Consider the following 20758-nt stretch of genomic DNA (forward strand, 5'->3'; position numbering starts at 1 on the left):
GCTATAGGTAAAAAGCCGGCAACGACAGCGGTTGAAATTTAACAGCAGAATAATTAACTATCCCCACTCACAGAATATGAGCACGCGCCATGATGACCCCTATGACACGTTTATTTTTAGTATTGCTAGCCTTAGCGCAGCCATTAGCGATGGCGTGGGCGCAAGCGCCTAGTCAGTTAATCACCCCTGCGTCAGATTCAACAGCGCCAGTTGCCAAGTTGCAAACCCAGATTGAATATTGGCAAGCTAAGCTGCAAGCCAAAATAGGCGTGGCCGTGCTTAATACGGCTAACGGTCAGTATTGGGGTTTTCAAGACGAGCAGCGCTTTCCTATGGCAAGCACCATGAAGATGCTGGCCTGCGCTAAATTACTCTATGATGCCGACAATAACCGCCTGCAGCTAAGTGATAAAGTAACAATTGAGGCTGCTGATATTATTACTTATTCGCCGATGACTGAGCCGTTAATAGGAAAAATGATGAGCGTCAATGATGCTTGTCAGATGGCATTAACTAGCAGTGATAATACCGCCGCCAATATAGTGCTTGATGCCATTGGCGGACCTGCGGCCTTAACGCAGTTTTTACGCGCGCAGGGCGATGCTATTACTCGCCTTGATAGACGTGAGCCTGAGCTTAACCAAGGCATGCCAGAGGATGTACGCGACACCACAAGCCCCAAAGCCATGGTGCATACTTGGCAGCAATTACTGACGGCTAAGATATTAAGTGAGGGTGCTACGGCGCAGCTCACGACTTGGTTGCAACACAATCAAGTCGCTAATGATTTATTGCGCAAGTCCTTACCGCAAGGCTGGCTGATTGCCGATAGAAGCGGCGCGGGTGGCTATGGCGCCAGAGGGATCGTGGCTATGGTTTGGCAGCCAGAACAAGCGCCAGTATTTATCAGTATTTACTTGCATCAAACCACTGCCAGCATGGAGCAGCGCAATCAAGCCATTGCCGCCATAGGCGACGCGATATTTGTAGCGCTGCAAAATAAAAGTGTTGATGAGAGCGTAGATAATAACAGTGAATAATTGGCGTAAATGAAAAGGCTTATCATCGGCGCTTCATTGTGCGCCTGTGATACCTAAGAGATAAAGCCAAGCATGGTTAATCAGTCATTACGATTAATAGCGCCGCCGTTGAAAGAATCGATACGATAAATAAAATTTCTTTACGAATGGCATAAAGGTAGCGCATATCTAATGTCCTTAATTGTACGGGTTAACGTTGCAATGATCACTGCTATTAAATTAATGCCTAGGTTGGTAAAAAAGTGTGATCGCAATCACTTGGGGTGATTAATTTTCGATCATCAACATCCGCTGGCGGCTAATATTCTGCGCCGGCTACACTTGCTATTATTAATGGCCTAGATTAAATGTAGCGCTAATTGCTTGAAATATAAGCGGTAGGGCGGTTTTACTCGTTAAGCTTGGCAAGGTTTGCTATTGTGATGACGCTATTACGCTTGCGAACTAGCACATCCAATAGCCTTTAAGGAGAAGATCATTGGCTTTAGCGCACCCACAGATAACTGCCATGCTCAACGAGTTGAATTGCCGCAGTAATTTCAACATTCATAATGTGACTGAATATATGCTGCCGCAGACTAAGGAGCCTATTTATCTGCATTTACAAGGTAAGCAAGCCTGTATTGTTATCCGTCCTGCCTTTGAAGTGTTTGCCAGTGAATTAACCGGTATTGCTGGGGTTAATGGCCAGTATGAATATCATCACAATGCGCAAATGACGCGCTTTCCGACGCGCCAGCATAAAGGTATTAGCGAAACCCATTATGGCCTAGCCTTTACTTTTGATACCCCAGAAGCCTTACGGGATTTTATGACGCGCTTACAGGCGATTGTCACTGGGTAAGTAGCTCATTGATGAGTTATGTGGCTTATTTAACTAAGCCACATAACTAAGCCACATAACTAAGCCACATAACTAAGCCACATAACTAAGCCACATAAGTAAGTAAATCATTTTCAAGCCATAACTAATGCATAGCTAGGCCATTCAGAACGCGCTTTATCGCCACTTTTATTTCCCGCCGCACCTTCATTTTCAATGGGTTGAATTACCATTAGCGTTGGCGCTTATCGTGTACGGCAACACTCATCATACTCCCTCAGTTTTTCTGCAAACATTAAAGTGAAGTCGCTGAATTATATAGACGAGGTGGACGTCAGATTAAACCTTGTTAGTCTAGCGTTTGAGATCGCAACTTAGTAGTTTTTGTCTAGTTTACGGCGGTGGAATAAGTATATTAGCGCCAATTTTGCTGCACTCTATTGTTAGGCAGCTGGGCTCTGATGGATAGGCTAATGATTGGTTTCAAATTTAAAATCAATGACCTGATATTACATACTTGCGAGAGCAAGCTGTGTTTTCAGGATAAGACCTTGTGCATTGAGCCAAGGCTAGTCAACTTATTAGCTTTTTTAGCCCAGCATACAGATACGGTATTTTCCCGCGAAGAAATCATTCAAGCAGTGTGGGACAGCGCGGTAGTGACCGAGCAAGTGGTTACTCAGTCAGTGTTTGAACTGCGTAAAATTCTTAATGAATGTCAGCACGGCGACATCATAGTGACCATTCCTAAGCGCGGTTATAAGCTCGCCGCGCAGGTCACCTTGATTGATGAATTAGATGAGATTAACTGCGGCTGCGAAGGTGCTGCCGAGCATAATAGTCACGGAATGAGTACTTATGGATTGAGTGCCAATCAAGGTAATGATGGCGAGGCGAAAGTAAGCGCGGCTGAGGCTAGTCATCAGCGAAATGCTGCTTGCCATAAACTCCACAGCGCAGCGTCAAAACATCAGGAAACGGATGGCTGCGCCGCAATTACGCCATTTCCATCAGCGCCATTAAGTCGCGCTTTGGCAGATTTTAATCGCACTGAAGGCTTAGGGCGTTCTTGGTTAAAATCCTGGTGGGCACTGGCTAATAAAGTGGCGTACAGGTTACTGGACGTATTGATTCTAACCACGTTAGTGGTGGTCGTGGGCTATTTAGCCTTGTATCAAAGTACGCATCATGTGATGCCAGAAATTGATAATGGCTTAATCGTTATCGCTACCGAAGTCGCCCCTGAATTTGCGCCGACACTTGGCTACCTGGCGTACGGTATTAGTCAGCAATTACAGCTAGATTTACAACGTTTTAGCGCCTATCGCACTCGCATGATTTCAGCCAACACTGCCGCCAGCGGTAAAGAATTACTGATTAATATTATTAGTAAGCAGCATCAGCCTTATTTGATGATTAGCTTGTACAGTCACTCGACGCAAAGGTATTTGTATCAGAGTGAAGAGCGCCTTGATGATGCCAATGTCGCTGCTGTGCTTGTGCGCGAAAGCCAAGATTTACTCGATAGCTTAGGGATACATCTTAATGCCGAGCAGCAAGGATTAGTGAGACTCGACTGGCTTAGCAGCAGTCAGCAAATCAACCAGTATTTATTAGCGCAATACTATATTAATCAAGATCAAAGCTTTGATATGGGTAAAGGTATTCAAATACTCGATAAGCTCATTAGTCAGCACCCGCAGCAATTAGAATTACTGGCAAAACGTTATATCGCCAGCGCTGAAATGCAGTCACTCGATGACAGCCGTGATGATGAGTTTTTTAGTCATTACGGCGCTGCGTTGTGGCAAGCCTTTAGCCAGCAATCTGAGCCATTTACTGCTGAAATTTGGGATGCCATTGCCTTGTATCATCTCTATCAAGGAGATAATCATCAAGTGCTCGATGCCTTAACGCGCAGCCAAGATGTCAATGGCCAATATACTGCCCTTGGGTATATTATTTTTGGCAAACTTAATCAGCAAGGTCACCCATTATTGGCCAGTGAGGCGTTTTCACAGGCGTATTATTTAGATGCCAGTGAGCGCACTTATTTGTTGTGTCAGCATTTATTCCGCCATAGCGAACTTAGCGGCTCAGCCCCAATACTCGCCGCCCTTGAATAGCTGGCATAGCCAAGCAAGGCCTGCAATTAAAGGCTGTGACTAAAGGATTGTTATTCAATGGTTGTGATTAAAGGCTTGTAACTAACGGCTTAAAACTAAAAATATAGCTAAGGAGCAATCCATTCTTAGCGAAGTGACCGCCATCGAGGCATGTCCTATTTTACTTATTTGCTTATGCGCTCACCTATCTCTTAAATCCATTGCTTAAATCCATCACCTAAATCTATCTGTTGTTTGTCATTCAGGCGAGCGCCTAATTTATCGAAACTTGTTGATGACGGATGACGGATGACGGCTGGCAATTACTTGATATTGTAAATTTCCCATTAGTTGCTGAGTCCTGCTCACTATTATTCAGTGCTGCTGGTTTGGAATAGGCATTGAATGGTTAGCAAATGAGTATTGAATCTGGGGGTTTTTATCTTTATTGGTACTTAGTTATTGCGCCAGCCTTGATTTGTTTAGGTCGCAGCGGCTTTCCCATAAATAGGTAAATATGCGCCACCTTGATAATTATCACGCCGCTTTATTTCAGCTAAAATTTGCTCTTGATAAAAAGTTTATATTAAATAACTTGCTGTATTAAAACGATTTACTTGTATAAACCTTTGATATCTTCTTGATTAAATCATTTCTCGCTCAATGAGGGAATGATGATTTTATTGTCTTGTGGACGCGGCGTAACCTAAGTCTCGAATTCAGCATTCTCCATGATTAATCGCTTATGGAGAGGCTATCACCTTAAGAGGTTGGTGCTTGGCAAGCTTAACGAATTGCAGACCCTTAGCTAGCAGTTAACTGCCGCAGCATCAGCAAACCACCAAGTCATAGATATAGCGGATTAGTAATGTTATAGACCGCTACCTCAATCACTTGGGACTACCTAAGATGGAGACAATATGTCTACAAGTAAAAAGATTGGCTTAATTGCCTGTATCGGTGTGGTAGCCGGTAACATGATGGGGAGTGGCATTGCACTCCTACCGGCCACATTGGCTAAAGTTGGCTCGATTTCAATCTACAGTTGGATTATCTGTATTGTGGGTGCCATGAGTTTGGCTTTTGTGTATGCACGTCTTGCTACCAATAACCCACAAGAAGGTGGCCCGATTGCTTATGCTGGTGAAATTTCCCCAGCATTTGGTTTTCAAACTGGCGTGCTTTATTACCATGCTAACTGGATTGGTAACTTAGCCATTGCCATTACCGGTGTTTCTTATTTATCTGTATTCTTCCCTATCTTAAATGAAACCGTGCCTGCGGCGATTGCCACTATTGCTGCGGTATGGATGTTCACTCTGATCAACTTGTTGGGTGGCTCATGGGTAAGCCGCTTATGTACCTTAGGCTTGGTATTGATCTTAGTGCCAATTATCGGTGTTGCCGTGGTAGGTTGGGGTCACTTTGATCCTGTGATGTATAGCCAAAACTGGAACACTTCACACACTTCAGATTCACACGCCATTGTTAATGCTGTACTTATTACCTTATGGGCATTCGTTGGGGTGGAATCGGCCGCCGTATCCTCTGGCTTAGTGAAAAATCCACGTAAAACTGTGCCATTAGCCACCATGTTAGGTACAGCTTTAGCTGGCGTGATTTATATCTTATCGACTCAAGTGATTGCCGGTATGTTCCCTGCCGCAGAAGTTGCTGCTTCTGGCGCCCCATTTGCGTTAGCAACTACCGAAGTGTTTGGCGCTTGGACAGCTCCATTTGTTGCTGCCTTTACTGCGCTGGCTTGTTTTACCTCATTAGGTAGCTGGATGATGTTAGTGGGCGAGGCCGGTAAACGCGCCGCCGCTGATGGTAACTTCCCTAAAATCTTTGGTGAAACCGATAAGAATGGCGTGGCTAAAAAAGGCTTAATCTTAGCGTCAGTCATGATGACAGTGCTGATGGTATTAATTACCGCCTTTAGCTCAGGCGATGGCCATGCCTCTGGATTATTTAATATTCTGACCACAGATGCCGTGCTGTTAACTATGCTGCCTTACTTCTACTCAGCCGTGAACATGATCCGTTATGAAGGCATGACGACTCGTAATGGCTTTGTGATGTTGTTCTCTGGTATTGCTTGTGTGTTCTGTTTTATCGCCTTAATCGGCGCTGACCCATCCGCCTTAAGTGCCACCTTTATCGTGTCACTGGCCATCTTCATCTTCTACGGCCGCAAACTTGGTCTGAAACAACATTTAGCTTGGGCTGCTAGCAAACTAGCTACCAACGGCGCATCGACCGATGCCAAGGCTAACTCTTAATGACTCGCTGGGCGAGTAACCAATAACTCGCCCATTAATCCTTTGTTTTCAGCGCTTTCCTTCCCATTCATCAAGGGGAGCGCCCTCACTCACCCTGGAGAAATTCAGATGAACATTATTGCTATCATGAACCACCTCGAGGCACTGTTTAAAAAAGTGCCAGTGCAAGAACTGGAAGCTGAGCTGCAAGCGAAAGGCTATAAGGTTATTTATCCTGAGAATGAGCAAGACTTGATTAAGCTGATTGAAATGAATGCCCGCATTTGTGGCGTGATTTTCGACTGGGATACTTATTCAATGGATTTATGCTCAACCATTAATAGCCTCAATGAAAAGCTGCCACTGTTTACCTTTGCTAATGATCAATCCACCTTAGATATTAAGCTCACCGACCTGCGCTTAAATATCCATTTCTTTGAGTACACCTTAGATTCAGCGGCTGATATCAGCGTAAAAGTGGGTCAAGCGATTGATGCTTATCAAGATTCAATTTTACCTCCTTTGACCAAAGCCTTATTTAAGTATGCGAAAGAAGGTAAATACACTTTCTGTACTCCAGGCCACATGGGCGGCACTGCCTTTAACAAGAGCCCTGCTGGTAGTATTTTCTACGACTTTTATGGCGCGAACACCTTTAAGGCTGATATTTCCATTTCTATGCCGGAACTGGGTTCATTGCTGGATCACACTGGTCCTCATAAAGAAGCCGAAGAATATATTGCCCGCACTTTTAATGCTGACCGCTCTTACATAGTGACTAACGGCACTTCAACCGCCAACAAGATTGTCGGTATGTACTCAGCGCCTGCTGGCAGCACAGTGCTGGTGGACAGAAACTGTCATAAGTCATTGACTCACTTATTGATGATGACAGATGTGACGCCACTGTACTTGCGTCCGACGCGTAATGCTTACGGTATTTTAGGCGGTATTCCACAAAGTGAATTTGGCGCTAATGCCATTGAAGCTAAGATTGCTGCCACCCCAGGTGCTAGCCAGCCAAACTACGCGGTAGTGACTAACTCAACTTACGATGGCCTGTTCTATAACACCCAATTTATTAAAGACACGCTAAAAACCAAGTACATACATTTTGATTCTGCGTGGGTGCCATACACTAACTTCAGCCCAATTTATGAAGGCAAGTGCGGAATGAGTGGTGAGGCTATGCCGGGCCGCGTGTTCTACGAGACGCAGTCAACCCATAAACTGCTGGCGGCGTTCTCACAGGCATCGATGATCCATATTAAGGGGGATGTTGAAGAAGAGTCGTTCAACGAAGCCTTTATGATGCACACTTCAACGTCACCACAGTACGGCATTGTGGCCTCGGCTGAGATTTCAGCGGCCATGATGCGTGGTAACTCTGGTAAGCGTTTAATTCGTGAATCGATTGAGCGTGCTATTCGTTTCCGTAAAGAAATTAAGAGTCTGCGTGAACAGTCTGACTCTTGGTTCTTTGACGTGTGGCAGCCTGATGATATTGATACCTTTGAATGTTGGAAGCTGGCACCAGAAGATAACTGGCATGGCTTTAAAGATATCGATGATAACCACATGTATCTTGACCCAGTTAAAGTCACCATTTTAACTCCAGGTATGGATGAGAACGGTGGCATGGCAAGTACAGGTATTCCGGCCTCTATCGTGGCTAAGTATCTAGATGAGCACGGTATCGTGGTTGAAAAAACCGGCCCTTACAACTTACTGTTCTTGTTCTCTATCGGTATCGATAAACCTAAGGCCATGCAGTTACTGCGCGCCTTAACTGAATTTAAGCGCGGCTTTGATTTGAACTTAACTGTGAAGAGCTTCCTGCCATCACTGTTTGAAGAAGATCCAAGCTTCTACAAAGACATGCGCATTCAAGAGTTGGCCCAAGGTATTCATGACTTAACCGCGCAATATAAGTTACCTGAACTTATGTTCAAGGCCTTTGACGTACTGCCAGAAATGAAGATGACGCCACACAATGCATGGCAGCAAGAACTGCGTGGTCAGATTGAAGAAATTCCATTGCAACAAATGGTGAACCGCATCAGTGCCAACATGATCTTACCTTACCCACCAGGAGTACCTTTGGTGTTGCCAGGTGAGATGATTACTGAAGAGTCTCGTCCAGTATTAGATTTCTTAGTCATGCTGTGTGAAATTGGCCAGCATTACCCAGGCTTTGAAACTGATATTCACGGTGTTTACCAACATGCCGATGGCACCAACACAGTGAAAGTGGTTAAAGCCTAAGCCATTAGGTCTGACTCTTAACTGTTAATATCGCGAGTATTCATCTGGTTGTAGCCATCACAGTGTTACTCGCGTGTTACCCAAAGTCCGTCGCCCCTGCAGCGGGCTTTTTTTATGGGGCATAGTGAAGGCTTATATTTATCGTGCTGTTTACGTTGGTATTTAAGCTTCTACCCTTCAATTCACTATTTATTAGGCGTTTATTTTAGTTTTAATTGAATGGCAGTTTAAGCATTTTTACTGATCAGTGCAGCTAACTACCATTCTCAGCCACTTTGTACCTACAACTTGCGTCAGATTGGATTGGTAGCACTTATGGCCCCACAGGCTTTAACAGTCCCAATAGCGTCATTAATTGCTTGTTGAGTCAGTTGCTTTTTAAGCCTGCCGCTTGTTAAGTATGTTGCTTGATGAGTCTGTGCGTGGAAAAGGACGGTGCAGGGCAAGGATAATCAAGGGGAAGCTAGTTCGCAGAATCGAGATACAAAGTTAGATTAACTTCAGCTCAGGTAATATTTGGCGTAGTCAGTGTGCATTAAAGCTTAGGTGTTGGAAAGCAAACACAAAAAAACCCACTCAAGAGTGGGCTTTTTCGTTAAATAGGATGGTGGCCCCTCACGGACTTGAACCGTGGACCTAACGATTATGAGTCATAAAAATGGCAAGATTCAATGAGACAATAAAATAATCTAATGAGACATAAAACTTAGTAAGATTAATGCTTTACTATGTTGCTGGTGGTCTTGTATTGTTCTGTTATATCTCACTCAGTCTTGCCACTACGTCACCCGTTACAGCAACTGTAACACTAGGCTATGGCAATGCTTTAACTCAAGGCCATGCCATGACAACAAAAGCCCTCACGGAACGCGAAGTCAAAGGAGCAAAACCCAAAGACAATAAGTATGAATTAATCGACTCATCCCGCGAGCGTGGCGCTGGTCGTTTAGTCATTGCTGTTTACCCTTCAGGTGCCAAAGTCTTTTCGTTCAAATATCAAATTGACAGTAAGCGGCAATATGTTCAATTGGGCCGTTACCCCTCAATGACGCTTGCACAAGCGCGAGAAGTTTCTCAGCCGCTAGCGGGGATGTTAAAGCAGGGGCTTGATCCAAAAATTGAAATTGAAAAGGAGCAAGCAAAAGAAAAGGCCGCTCAGCAAGTCGAAGCAAAGAAAGGTAGCCTAGGCCAGCTATTTGAAGGTTATACCCAGCAAATGAAGGTTGACGGCAAACGAACCTTTAAAGCCGTGTTACATGCACTTGAAGCGGAAGTTTACCCAATAGTAAAGCCTGAAACTAAGGCTAAGGACGTCAGCGTCGGTGACATTAAGTTGATTCTAGGGCGGATTATTCGCAGAGGGGCAGCAGTTCAAAGTAACCGTATTCGCTCATACCTTAGTGCCGCTTTTAACTATGGTCTTAAGCATGATAACGACCCTGCCAAAATGGGCTGCGATGTGTTATTTGGCATTGGCTTTAATCCTGTACTCGCAATACCAAAGCAGACGGCCGCCGAAAGCGTTGGTGAAAATTATCTTACCTTTGATGAAACGCGAGAGTTATTGGCAGTGCTTGAAACCCGCGAAGGCTTTAGGATGGGTTTTCACGTGGCAAAGTTAATACAGCTTTGTTTTTATACTGGTGGGCAACGTCCCTACGAGCTAGCCGCTAGCCGATGGGATGCAATTAACTGGAATGAAGCGACCCTTGAAATTATTGCTGATGTTTCAAAAAACAAACGTGCACACCTGTTACCTTTGGTTGAGTCTGCAATAACAATCCTTGAACAGCTTTATGCGGAAAGAGATCCATTAAACCCTTTCATTTTTCCGCATAAATTCGACCATAGCCAGCACATGCGGCTTGATTCCTTATCACAAAGCCTTTGCCGTTATCGGGAAGCTAGACCAGACGCGAAGCACTTTGTCGCTCGTGACATTAGGCGCACCTGTAAAACGCTTATGGGAGCATTAGGCATTTCTAAGGACATTAGAGACAGGTTACAAAACCATGCCCTTAATGACGTATCTAGCAAGCATTATGACCGTTACAGTTATTTGCCCGAAAAGCGCATAGCCCTTGAAGCATGGGAAGCAAAGTTAAATGAGGTTGAGCTGGGTAATGTTGTTAATTTGAGGTCATGTCATGCCAAATAAGAGAATAATTAATGCTGGCTCTGATGGGTTTTCATCTACAGAAGATATTCAAGAAGTATTAAATTCACTTCGAGAGCAGATTGATGAATTGAACTTGATTGATGACTCAAATATTCCCGATAACATAGGGGTAGTTAATCGCGAAATGTTGGAAAAGGCAAATGACAGCGTTTTACATTACCAAGATGGGAAGCGTCTGACTGTGCTCAGTGATATGTTCAAAGGAATCGTAAAAGATCCTAAACTACTGGAGATTCATAATTCGCTACTTGCCGCAGCATTATTGGCAAGAGCGTGCGGTCTTGAAGGGATGTACTCTTATTGCTACAAGCAAAGCTTTGTATTAATTGAAAAAATTTTAACTGAAAGGCTGGCATCTGTTCAGCATTCTGAAAAAAGAACTACTCCATCGCGGACGAAAGCTAGAGCGTTAGCTAAACGATTATGGAAAAAATCCCCTCACTTCACTTTGAAAAATGTATCCGAATTGGTGGCTGGTCAAATGAACCTTGCTCCAGTGACAATAAACCAATACATATCCGATTTGAACCCACGAAAAGGTCAGCGTGGACGCCCAAAAAAGTAGGGAGTTAGTAACTCCCTTTTTTTTATATCTCAAAAATGCCTCATTCTTAAGTTGTCTTTTTAAGTAACAATGAGGTTCAACACATGACACAAACTAATCAGCTACAACCGCTTATCAGTTATAAGCAAATGGAAGTACTTACAGGCAAGAACCGCAAGACTTTATGGAAATGGTGGGCTAAAGATCGATCATTTCCGAGACCGCTAATGAAAGGAGGTATTGCAAAAGGATGGCTGCCTGAACAATATCAACAATGGCTTGAAAGCATGGAGGCTGACACCCATGAATAATTACAAGCAAAAAAAAACAGGCAGCCAACCCGCCAAGATTGAAGCTGCCCGTCAGAAAGCCTTATCTAAAGCTATCAGCAAGAATCTTAGCCCAATCAGGGGGAAAGAGCTACCCGCGCGGCTACTGCTTGTTTCCTTTGGCTGCGGTAGCTGTAGTCATCGCTTGTTATGGCTGCTTTATCAAGAGCCTTTACTCAATACTCATCAAATTAATGAACGCTTGCGTGTTTCTAACGCTCACGACATTAGCAAAAAACTATCAAAACGGCTCGCTAGGGCGGGTTACAGAATTGAGAAGTTGCCATTGGACGGAACTAGCAAACCATACCACTGGCAATTAAGGGAGGTTGACCATGAATGATCATTTAATTCGTGACGTCACCACTTTAGCTAGCGGGAACTGGCTTGGCATACTCAATCACCTCTGTGGTGATATTGCTTATAAGAAGTCACAGCCTTGCCCAGCTTGCGGAGGTAAAGACCGTTTTACCTTTGATGATTTAGAAGGTCGGGGTACTTATGTTTGCCGAGGCTGTGGTAGTGGTGATGGCTTATCGCTGGTAGCTAAAGTGCATAGCGTAAACGCACGAGAAGCGGCTTTAATGGTCGCGCCTTATGCGGGTTTATCCATTGGTCATAAAGTCGATACCGCAGCCCTTGATAGCTGCAAACGAAAGGCTGAACAAGCAAAGGTACAAGAGGCGGTAAAGCTTGCCGCTAAACAAGCCAAAGCCGCTACAAGGGCGCTCTGTACACTTAAAACCTGTAAGCCTGCCCTCGCCAGCAATAGTTATCTACAGGCAAAACAGGTGCAGCCATTTAATACGTTTGAGCTAGCAAACACGCTTCACTTATATGGTGATCACAAGATGGATATTGGTTCGCTGGTGGTGCCAATATTTAACCCTAAGTTATCAGGCTTGCAGTTTATAAAGCCTCACGGAGAAAAGCGCATTTTGTCTGGCACAAAGCTAAAAGGCGGCTTTTATCCGTTATCAGGTAAAGACAGTAATCAGATATACATAGGTGAAGGCTTTGCCACTTGTGCTGCGGTGGCGGAGTGCGTACCCAATGCGTTGGTATTGTGTGCCTTCAGTGCAGGTAATTTGATTAATGTTGCGTTAGCTGTGCGGAAAAATAAGCCAAAGGCTGACATTATCATCATTGCCGATAATGACGAGAGCGGAACGGGCGAGCGTGAAGCGATCAAGGCTGCCTTAGCGGTAAATGGCGCATACATAATGCCACCAGCAGTGCGGGAGGTGGCCTAATGGGTACGGATTGTGCTGATATTTCAAAAGCTGAATGCTTGAAGGTTATTAGTCAGCCGATAAGACCTAAAGCCAATGAAAGCGGGAAAGGCAGTAAACCATTTTCAATGAGCTTTGATGACTTTGCCTTAAATGGTCAGTCTGAAGCGATGGCGGAAAAAATGAAATCAGATACTTACATACTTAAAGATTTGGCTATTGCTGGCCAGATGACCGTATTTTATGCTGCCCCTAATACGGGGAAAACCTTGATTATTTTAAAAATGCTAATTGATTCAATCAAAGCTGGTGATGTTGACGCCGAAAATGTTTACTTCATAAATGCCGATGACGGCGGTAAAGGTCTTGTAACTAAGCTAAAACTTGCGGAGGAATACGGTTTTAAAATGCTATCGCCTAATTTTAAGGGGTTTACAGTGGCTACCTTTGAAGGAGTTATAAGTTATCTAGTGAACGCTGATGATTGTGCTGGCAAAGTGGTAATCCTCGATACTGTAAAGAAGTTTACCGACATTATGAACAAACAAGCCTCAACAATGTTCGGCACTATGATGCGCTCATTTTCATCTAAAGGTGGTTCGGTGATCATGCTTGCTCACACTAATAAAAATCGTGACGGTGAAGGTAAGCGGGTGTTTGCTGGCACGTCTGATTTATTAGAGGACTGTGATTGCTCATACATTATGGATGTGTCAGTTTCGCCCTCGCTTAATGGTTCTGAAAAGTTAGTGACCTTTGAGAACAACAAGCAACGTGGGGACGTGGCGCAAAAGCTGAATGTGTATTATCGCAGCAAGCAAGGGATGAATTACAGCGAGTTAATGGCAACGGTTGAAGTGCGCGGTGAGTCAGACGCTAAGCAAATATTGCTGGTGGCCGATGTTGAACAGTCACGCAAGGATAACATTGAGATTATTACCGCTATTGCCGACACAATAAATGAAGGGATAACGCTAAAAACTGACATCATTAACACAGTCGCACAAGGGATAGCAGCACCCAAGGCGAAAGTAAGAAAGGTTTTAGAAAAACACATAGGCGGTGATTACATGGCAGGCTACCGATGGGAGCATGCTCAAAGAGTGGCAGGCGATCCCGCAGCCGCTAAGCGGCTTAAGCTAATACCACCAGCTAGCTAGAAAATTTGAACTTTAAGCCTCCTTAGTTGGGGGCTTTTTATTGTACTCATTGAAAAATCAGAAAAATTAGGGGGGTAAGGAATAATGGGAATATTAGAAAAAACAGGAAAATTAAAAACATTAGTAAAATTGATTAAATTCAATAATTTGCGATTAGCTGTGAAGATCTGGAAATGTCAGTAAGCCTTATGTTTGCTGGTGGCGATTATGTCAGGTTTTCAATTTTTCTAATTTTCCTAATTTTTCAGACAGGGGTATCCCCTCGCCAGTGTCTTAATGTGGTCTAGCCGTATGCAATGGTTTTTCGGCAGTCAGTAGCCTGCTAATTTTAAAATTATGCTCGAATAGTGCGGAGGTTTTCTCACTCATAAAAAAGGCGGCAAGATTTTACTCTTTTTTAAATACTCCAAAAAACCGCCGTGGCGTTTTCTTACTCATAAAAAAGGTGGCAAGATTTTTCCATGGTCAAACAGGTATTAATTGGAAGTCACGGGGAGGGTAAAACTTATGGCACTCGTTAGAGGCTTTGAACTTGGCACCAGTTTTGTGACACGTTAGGGGAGGGACATATTACACACGTTAGAGCGTCATTGATGGAAGGATAAATGGCTTTTAAAAAGTGGGGAAGGTATAGGCTTGAGTCATTAGTTTATTTTCTGACACGTTAGTGTAGTGATTAGGTGTAAACCTTGCTATGTTGAGGGGAAAGTTTAATCCTATCAAAGACAAAGGAGTGCCGAACTTATGATCACACTTGGAGGGCGTTCAAAATTCTGTGTCAGGCTAATTTTTAAATTTCCAGCACGCTATCTAAACGTCCTTCAAAATAAATCGCTAACTGAGATAAACAAAGGCTCCAATTGTGGATTGGCATGGTCCATTTATCTGAGGCGTTTAATATGCCTGCGTAAAGGAGCTTCAACAAGCTATTTTCATTAGGAAAAGCACCTTTGGTTTTGGTGAGCTTTCTAAATTGGCGATGTACAGCCTCAACTGCATTGGTGGTGTAAATCACTTTCCTGATATGTTCTGGGTACTTAAAATAATGAGACAAATTATGCCATTTGCGACGCCAAGAGTTGATTACCAGCGGATAAGCATCACCCCATTTGGCCTCCAGTTCGTCCAATGCCATCTCTGCGGCTTCTTTACTCACGGCTCGATACACAGGCTTTAAATCAGCCATAAACGCTTTCTGATTTTTTGAGGCGACATACTTCATTGAGTTGCGGATCTGGTGGATAACGCATAGCTGTGTTTCCGTATGAGGGAAGATACTGGCTATGGCCTCAGGAAAACCGGTCAAGCCGTCAACACAGGCGATAAGAATATCTTTTACACCACGATTATTAAGATCGGTCAGCACCGATAACCAGTAATTAGCGCCTTCATTTTCGGACAAGTGAAGCCCTAAAATTTCCTTTTTTCCTTTCATATTAAGCGCTAACAATGTGTAAACGGCTTTACTGACGTAACGCCCATCCTCTTTGACTTTATAATGTATCGCATCAAGCCAAACGATAGGATAATGGCTATCTAATGGGCGCTGTTGCCACGCGTTAAGTTCGGGGATGAGTTTGTCGGTGATGGCGCTTACCGTTGCGTTAGACACATTGATCCCATACATATCTTCAACATGTTGATTAATATCGCGATAGCTCATACCTATACTGAACATCGACAACACTTTACGTTCGATTTCATCGGTTAGCGTAGTTTGATTTTTCTTAATCAACTGAGGCTCAAAGGTGCCATTGCGGTCTCTAGGCGCGTCTAACACAAAGTTACCGGACGGATGCTTAATGGTCTTAGGGGTTTTGCCATTTTTACGATTAGGCTGAGGATCATGCGCTAAATGCTGCTCAAGCTCAGCCTGGAGAGCCGCTTCAGTGAGTTGCTTGATCAGTGGGCCAAGAATGCTGTCTTTACCTGTGAGGCTTTTACCTGATTGCAGATCTTTAAGGGCTTGTTCGAAGTTAAAAGGTTGGGTCATGTGTCATTCCTGTTTTTGAATATTTTACTGAAATGACACAGAATTATGAACACTACCCACACTCTCGTTTTCTTGCATGGTTTTACGCGATTATTAGCGCCATTGCCGCCATTGCTATCTTTATTCTAGATAACTCGAGTTATTTGCTTGCTATTGGCATCTTTATGCAAGGTTTGGTTATTCTTTGCTTACTTTCATTAGTCGCACAAATTGCAGAAAACACCAATCCAGCATTGACCCAGCTAAGCAGTGTCGCTGTGGCAGAGAAGGCACCACAGTCTCAAGTGATTATCAATAAGGATGAACTGCATAGTGCCGTTTGGAATGGGAATTATGCGGCAGTCAGACAACTAATTTTGGATGGTGCCGATGTTAATCATAAAAATGCAGATGGTAAAACATCGTTAGATTTAGCTAAAGAGCGTAAAGATGATTTGATAGTGAAACTACTTCACACTTATGGTGCGGTTTAACTCGTAAAGTTTAGTAAAGTAAGCCCAAGATAAATCTTGGGCTTCGTGCAATTTAGATTGCAGTTTCACAGCCTTGACGGCTCTTATCGATAATAAGGTCACCTTCAACCCTAATACCAATAGAACCGATTAAAAATGAATGGTTAAGCTGTGAGACCACTAGATCTGATAGTCCAACCGCGCACTTGTTGGTTTCAATAGCTTTGTCCATTGCAGTCTTAACATTTGGAATGCCAAACGGGAAAATGATCACAGGATATGAGTCTTCAGCGGTAACTCTTTCACCTTTTACTAACTGGCCCGAATTTAAGTCAAAGTTTTTAGTACTTCCAACGGTTAAATCTGCCACACGTACAGTACAACCAGACATGATCAATGCACCAATAGATAGCATTAGTAAGGAGATTTTTTTCATTTGTATTTCCTTCAGTAGGGTATTTTTTTTACAAGTCAGTTATTACTTAAAGATGTTGCGTATTGATTTTTTCTAATGCGAGTTTAAACACTACGTCACCCGTTACAGCAACTGTAATGCTTAGATGTGAAAAAGGCGTAGCGGTTACTAACCTGCTACGCCTTATCAGAATTGGTGGCCCCTCACGGACTTGAACCGTGGACCTAACGATTATGAGTCGTGTGCTCTAACCAACTGAGCTAAGGGGCCGGCTCGCGGTAATCGTCACTACCTTAAGCGCAACGGAGTATACGAAGTTTCAAAACGCTTGTCACCACTAAAAACTGAATAAATCCCGTGTGTTGGTGCGATTGGTTATCTGTTAAACAGTTTTGGTTAAATTGGCGTAGGTTAGGACGTTGCAGGCTTAAGTGAATGGTTAACGCTTGGTATTTGGTATTTAGTGCTTGATACTTTGTGCTTGGTCATTTGAGGTTGAGGCCAGCTAAATCGCAGCCAATAAAAAGCCCCGCAGTGCGTAATGCCGTTCACTTAGTGTGAACGGCAATTTTCTTAGGCTTAATGGGATACTTGTTTTTACTCATTTTTAACGCACGTGGATAGGCTCTATCCCGTTTCCCATCAAGCTTGAACTGCCTCGCATTACGCACTATGTCCAAGACATCTCTCGGAACATTCCCTGGCGTTTGAGATGGCAGCTGAGTTAATTTTAAAATGATATAACTCGACGCATCTCTAAAGCTTAATTGGTTCGGATGTAACAACGGTAAGCTTTTAGCCATCAACACCATCTTGTATCTGATGAGGTTATAGGCCAACAGTACCCCCCACAATTCTTGGATAACCAGCTCTGGCAATTGACTGCGTAACGTAAAGCGACTCTCCAGCAGATGTTGCTTCATCTCCCGATAGCCCACTGCTATCTCCCATCGATGGGCATATAAATCCACTATCTCGGCCCCCGGATAACGCAAGGGGTCAGTTAATCAGGTCAAAATGGAAACCAACTTACCTTTTACCGTCTTCGTCAGTAAGCGAGCTTCAATATTGTCAGGCAATAGGCCACTTCTTTCTGGCTTGAGGTGTGGTGGTTAACTGCACCAGTTGGTCGTGTTTTCCTAAAGAGCGTACCACTTCATATTGTGTGCCTTTCTTCAACGGCAGCAGCCAGTGGCTGTTAGGTTGAGCCTGTTGCCAGGCGTGCAAAAGCCCCAAGGAATAGAAGCCTCTGTCAAACAGAGTCAGGCTGTTATTGGGTATGCTGGATATCAGTTCGGCGGCTAAATTCATTTCACTGACAGCAACAGAATCAAAGGCACTGTTCAATACCAAGTGGCTGCTTAATTCCATCATGCAAACCATACGAATTTGAGGATAGCCAGCATCACCAGCAGCATTGGCGGTTTTGGCAAAGGCCTGGTTGTTTTGCTCACTATCAGGTGTTCGCCACACGACACCATCGACACCGTAGAGGTTGAGTCCACACCAATGAGGATGCTCGGCTCTCTCATGCCAGGTTTTGGCACTTCGCTTAAACATATCCTGAACAACGTCAGAGCCCAGCCGCTTGCGCGCTTGCGTGACAGCACTGCGAGCCACGTAATCCACCTCTTGAGGTAAGACGATAGCAAGCTTATTGATGAGAGAGCGGACGGACTCGCCTCTGAACAGAGCCATACCAATCACCGCCCAAATCATGGCATCCATAGGTAACTTACGTCGCCGTAAACTGGCAACACCATGAGAATCAAGGCACGACTGAATTAAATCAGGCTCAAGCACATCGGCCAGACAGGTGAATTCGGTATGGCGATTGATATGAGTACGCGCCAAAGCGTCTGAAAGTTGCATAAAAAAATCCGATGACATGGGGTCATCGGATTTTGATCCTTTCAGTGAGATCGTCAAGCAATCTGTCTTAACTGATCGGCATTACCCGCAGTGCGGGGCTTAATTTATCATGCCGTTACGACTATTCGTCGAGGAATGATTTCAGAATTTCTGAGCGTGAAGGGTGACGCAATTTACGCAGCGCTTTCGCTTCAATCTGACGAATACGCTCACGGGTTACATCAAACTGCTTACCTACTTCTTCCAGCGTGTGGTCGGTATTCATATCAATACCAAAACGCATACGCAGTACTTTAGCTTCACGAGCAGTTAAGCCAGCTAACACTTCGTGGGTAGCATTTTTCAAGCTTTCGCTGGTGGCAGAATCCAGTGGTAATTCGAGGGTAGTATCCTCGATAAAATCACCTAAATGCGAATCTTCATCGTCACCGATAGGGGTTTCCATGGAAATTGGCTCTTTAGCGATTTTGAGCACTTTACGAATCTTGTCTTCTGGCATCAACATACGCTCTGCCAATTCTTCAGGCGACGGCTCACGGCCCATTTCCTGCAGCATTTGACGCGAGATACGGTTCAGCTTGTTAATGGTTTCAATCATATGCACTGGAATACGGATAGTGCGGGCTTGGTCAGCGATTGAACGCGTGATTGCCTGACGGATCCACCAAGTCGCATAGGTAGAGAACTTATAACCACGACGGTATTCAAATTTATCTACCGCTTTCATCAAACCGATATTACCTTCTTGGATCAAATCCAAGAACTGCAAACCACGGTTGGTGTATTTCTTAGCGATAGAAATTACCAGACGTAAGTTAGCTTCAACCATTTCTTTCTTAGCGCGACGAGCTTTAGCTTCACCAATGCTCATGCGACGGTTGATGTCTTTAATCGACTCAATCGATAAACCGGTTTCTTGCTCAACGGCTTGTAACTTGCTGGCACAGCGAACTACGTCATCTTCAACCATGCGCAAGCCTTCTGCGTATGGCTTGTTAGCGGCTAATTCGCTTGTAAACCATACCAAGCTGCTTTCGTTGCCAGTAAAGGCTTTAACGAAGTTTTTCTTTGGCATCTTAGCTTGTTCAACACACAGCTTAAGGATCAGACGCTCTTGAACGCGTACGCGATCCATCATAGAGCGCATGCTCTTAACCAGACGGTCAAACTGCTTTGGCATCAAGCGGAATTCTTTGAAGATTTCGCCGATTTCAAACAGTGCACGTACTGCTTCAGGATGGTTACGTCCTTTGACATCAATAATTTTTAAGCCAGCTTCATAGGCGCTGCGTAATTGGGCAAAACGCTCACGAGCTTCTTCAGGATCTGGGCCTTTATTGCCTTCTTCTTCATCAGCGCTGTCGTCATCGTCATCGTCATCTTCGTCTTCATCATCTAAATCTTCATCAGATAATTCAGAACCAATGTGAGTGGCGGTCGGTGCAACGTCTTCATCTGGATTAACGAATCCAGAAATGATGTCAGACAAGCGAATTTCTTCAGCTATGTATTGGTCATACTGCTCAAGGATCATGGCGATTGCTTGCGGGTATTCAGACACAGAACTTTGTACTGTGTTGATACCTTCTTCAATACGCTTAGCGATAACAATTTCGCCTTCACGAGTCAGCAGTTCTACTGTACCCATTTCACGCATATACATGCGCACTGGGTCGGTGGTGCGGCCTAGTTCACTTTCTACGGTAGCCAGCGCTGCAGCGGCTTCTTCAGCGGCATCTTCATCTGTGCTGTCTTCTGACATCATGATGTCATCGGCATCCGGCGCTTCTTCATAAACGCGAATACCCATGTCATTGATCATCTGGATAATATCTTCGATCTGGTCAGAGTCGACCATGTCTGCAGGCAAGTGATCGTTTACTTCTGCATAGGTTAAATAACCTTGCTCTTTACCTTTGGCTAGCAACAGTTTAAGTTGCGACTGCGGAGTGTGATCCATAGATATCATCCAAGTTGGGTAACTGTTACAACGACGCCCAGCACAGATAATACTGTGCGGCGCAAATCGTCAATTATAGTCATCTAGCGCTTTCTAAGCTAGTGCTAGATAGGCAAGTACATGCCTTA

Annotated in this window: 15 protein-coding genes, 1 tRNA gene and 1 pseudogene; 12 read left to right on the forward strand and 5 right to left on the reverse strand. The window is 44.1% G+C overall.

Annotation, left to right across the window (positions count from 1 at the left end; genetic code table 11):
* Positions 1 to 101 precede the first annotated feature (101 nt).
* From bla to AC1HDP_RS17070, 11 genes are all read left to right on the forward strand, one after another.
* Entirely contained in the window at positions 102 to 1040 is a 939-nt protein-coding gene (gene bla, locus AC1HDP_RS17020; protein ID WP_479639668.1) for a class A beta-lactamase, read from the forward strand.
* A gap of 508 nt (positions 1041 to 1548) precedes the next feature.
* Positions 1549 to 1884, forward strand: a complete 336-nt coding sequence (locus AC1HDP_RS17025) for a hypothetical protein (protein ID WP_479639913.1) — start codon at positions 1549 to 1551, stop codon at positions 1882 to 1884.
* 452 nt (positions 1885 to 2336) lie between these two features.
* Positions 2337 to 3989 carry a winged helix-turn-helix domain-containing protein gene (locus AC1HDP_RS17030; protein WP_479639669.1) on the forward strand — a complete coding sequence of 551 codons (1653 nt, stop codon included), beginning with the start codon at positions 2337 to 2339 and terminating at the stop codon, positions 3987 to 3989.
* 899 nt (positions 3990 to 4888) lie between these two features.
* A complete protein-coding gene (gene cadB, locus AC1HDP_RS17035; RefSeq protein WP_479639670.1) occupies positions 4889 to 6250 on the forward strand; it encodes a cadaverine/lysine antiporter in 1362 nt (453 codons plus the stop codon).
* A gap of 108 nt (positions 6251 to 6358) precedes the next feature.
* Positions 6359 to 8494, forward strand: a complete 2136-nt coding sequence (gene cadA / locus AC1HDP_RS17040; RefSeq protein WP_140931419.1) for a lysine decarboxylase — start codon at positions 6359 to 6361, stop codon at positions 8492 to 8494.
* 844 nt (positions 8495 to 9338) lie between these two features.
* Positions 9339 to 10652 (forward strand): tyrosine-type recombinase/integrase, encoded by a 1314-nt coding sequence (locus tag AC1HDP_RS17045; protein WP_105252976.1) that lies wholly within the window; start codon positions 9339 to 9341, stop codon positions 10650 to 10652.
* Positions 10642 to 11238 (forward strand): hypothetical protein, encoded by a 597-nt coding sequence (locus AC1HDP_RS17050; RefSeq protein WP_105249899.1) that lies wholly within the window; start codon positions 10642 to 10644, stop codon positions 11236 to 11238. Before AC1HDP_RS17045 ends, AC1HDP_RS17050 begins: the two co-directional genes overlap by 11 nt.
* Positions 11239 to 11321: 83 nt before the next feature.
* Positions 11322 to 11528, forward strand: a complete 207-nt coding sequence (locus AC1HDP_RS17055) for a helix-turn-helix transcriptional regulator (protein ID WP_216822572.1) — start codon at positions 11322 to 11324, stop codon at positions 11526 to 11528.
* The gene (locus AC1HDP_RS17060; protein WP_105249898.1) at positions 11521 to 11889 is read left to right on the forward strand and encodes a hypothetical protein; all 369 of its coding nucleotides are present in this window, start codon (positions 11521 to 11523) and stop codon (positions 11887 to 11889) included. The genes AC1HDP_RS17055 and AC1HDP_RS17060 overlap by 8 nt, the downstream gene beginning before the upstream one ends.
* The gene (locus AC1HDP_RS17065; protein ID WP_479639671.1) at positions 11882 to 12799 is read left to right on the forward strand and encodes a primase-helicase zinc-binding domain-containing protein; all 918 of its coding nucleotides are present in this window, start codon (positions 11882 to 11884) and stop codon (positions 12797 to 12799) included. The genes AC1HDP_RS17060 and AC1HDP_RS17065 overlap by 8 nt, the downstream gene beginning before the upstream one ends.
* A complete protein-coding gene (locus tag AC1HDP_RS17070; RefSeq protein WP_479639672.1) occupies positions 12799 to 13938 on the forward strand; it encodes an AAA family ATPase in 1140 nt (379 codons plus the stop codon). The genes AC1HDP_RS17065 and AC1HDP_RS17070 overlap by 1 nt, the downstream gene beginning before the upstream one ends.
* A 790-nt stretch (positions 13939 to 14728) precedes the next feature.
* Here the strand turns inward: AC1HDP_RS17070 and AC1HDP_RS17075 are convergent.
* Complete coding sequence (locus AC1HDP_RS17075) at positions 14729 to 15931, reverse strand: IS256-like element ISSod4 family transposase (RefSeq protein WP_479639673.1); 1203 nt, start codon at positions 15929 to 15931, stop codon at positions 14729 to 14731.
* Positions 15932 to 15963: 32 nt separating this feature from the next.
* On the opposite strand from AC1HDP_RS17075, the gene AC1HDP_RS17080 reads away from it, so the two are divergent.
* The gene (locus AC1HDP_RS17080; RefSeq protein ID WP_479639674.1) at positions 15964 to 16404 is read left to right on the forward strand and encodes a hypothetical protein; all 441 of its coding nucleotides are present in this window, start codon (positions 15964 to 15966) and stop codon (positions 16402 to 16404) included.
* Positions 16405 to 16456: 52 nt separating this feature from the next.
* On the opposite strand, the gene AC1HDP_RS17085 is transcribed toward AC1HDP_RS17080, so the two are convergent.
* From AC1HDP_RS17085 to rpoD, 4 genes and pseudogenes are all read right to left on the reverse strand, one after another.
* Complete coding sequence (locus AC1HDP_RS17085; RefSeq protein WP_479639675.1) at positions 16457 to 16819, reverse strand: hypothetical protein; 363 nt, start codon at positions 16817 to 16819, stop codon at positions 16457 to 16459.
* A gap of 172 nt (positions 16820 to 16991) precedes the next feature.
* Positions 16992 to 17068, reverse strand: a tRNA-Ile gene (locus tag AC1HDP_RS17090).
* Between the two features lie 278 nt (positions 17069 to 17346).
* A pseudogene (locus AC1HDP_RS17095) lies at positions 17347 to 18670 on the reverse strand (IS4 family transposase).
* A gap of 121 nt (positions 18671 to 18791) precedes the next feature.
* Positions 18792 to 20630 carry an RNA polymerase sigma factor RpoD gene (gene rpoD / locus AC1HDP_RS17100; RefSeq protein WP_479639676.1) on the reverse strand — a complete coding sequence of 613 codons (1839 nt, stop codon included), beginning with the start codon at positions 20628 to 20630 and terminating at the stop codon, positions 18792 to 18794.
* Between the last annotated feature and the right edge of the window lie 128 nt (positions 20631 to 20758).

Source organism: Shewanella sp. ISS20, from assembly GCF_056522965.1.

Bases quoted from the DNA above. Each gene is read 5' to 3' on its own strand.
- bla (WP_479639668.1), top strand. From the start codon at position 102: ATGACACGTTTATTTTTAGTATTGCTAGCCTTAGCGCAGCCATTAGCG.
- AC1HDP_RS17025 (WP_479639913.1), top strand. From the start codon at position 1,549: ATGCTCAACGAGTTGAATTGCCGCAGTAATTTCAACATTCATAATGTG.
- AC1HDP_RS17030 (WP_479639669.1), top strand. From the start codon at position 2,337: ATGATTGGTTTCAAATTTAAAATCAATGACCTGATATTACATACTTGC.
- cadB (WP_479639670.1), top strand. From the start codon at position 4,889: ATGTCTACAAGTAAAAAGATTGGCTTAATTGCCTGTATCGGTGTGGTA.
- cadA (WP_140931419.1), top strand. From the start codon at position 6,359: ATGAACATTATTGCTATCATGAACCACCTCGAGGCACTGTTTAAAAAA.
- AC1HDP_RS17045 (WP_105252976.1), top strand. From the start codon at position 9,339: ATGACAACAAAAGCCCTCACGGAACGCGAAGTCAAAGGAGCAAAACCC.
- AC1HDP_RS17050 (WP_105249899.1), top strand. From the start codon at position 10,642: ATGCCAAATAAGAGAATAATTAATGCTGGCTCTGATGGGTTTTCATCT.
- AC1HDP_RS17055 (WP_216822572.1), top strand. From the start codon at position 11,322: ATGACACAAACTAATCAGCTACAACCGCTTATCAGTTATAAGCAAATG.
- AC1HDP_RS17060 (WP_105249898.1), top strand. From the start codon at position 11,521: ATGAATAATTACAAGCAAAAAAAAACAGGCAGCCAACCCGCCAAGATT.
- AC1HDP_RS17065 (WP_479639671.1), top strand. From the start codon at position 11,882: ATGAATGATCATTTAATTCGTGACGTCACCACTTTAGCTAGCGGGAAC.
- AC1HDP_RS17070 (WP_479639672.1), top strand. From the start codon at position 12,799: ATGGGTACGGATTGTGCTGATATTTCAAAAGCTGAATGCTTGAAGGTT.
- AC1HDP_RS17075 (WP_479639673.1), bottom strand. From the start codon at position 15,931: ATGACCCAACCTTTTAACTTCGAACAAGCCCTTAAAGATCTGCAATCA.
- AC1HDP_RS17080 (WP_479639674.1), top strand. From the start codon at position 15,964: ATGACACAGAATTATGAACACTACCCACACTCTCGTTTTCTTGCATGG.
- AC1HDP_RS17085 (WP_479639675.1), bottom strand. From the start codon at position 16,819: ATGAAAAAAATCTCCTTACTAATGCTATCTATTGGTGCATTGATCATG.
- rpoD (WP_479639676.1), bottom strand. From the start codon at position 20,630: ATGGATCACACTCCGCAGTCGCAACTTAAACTGTTGCTAGCCAAAGGT.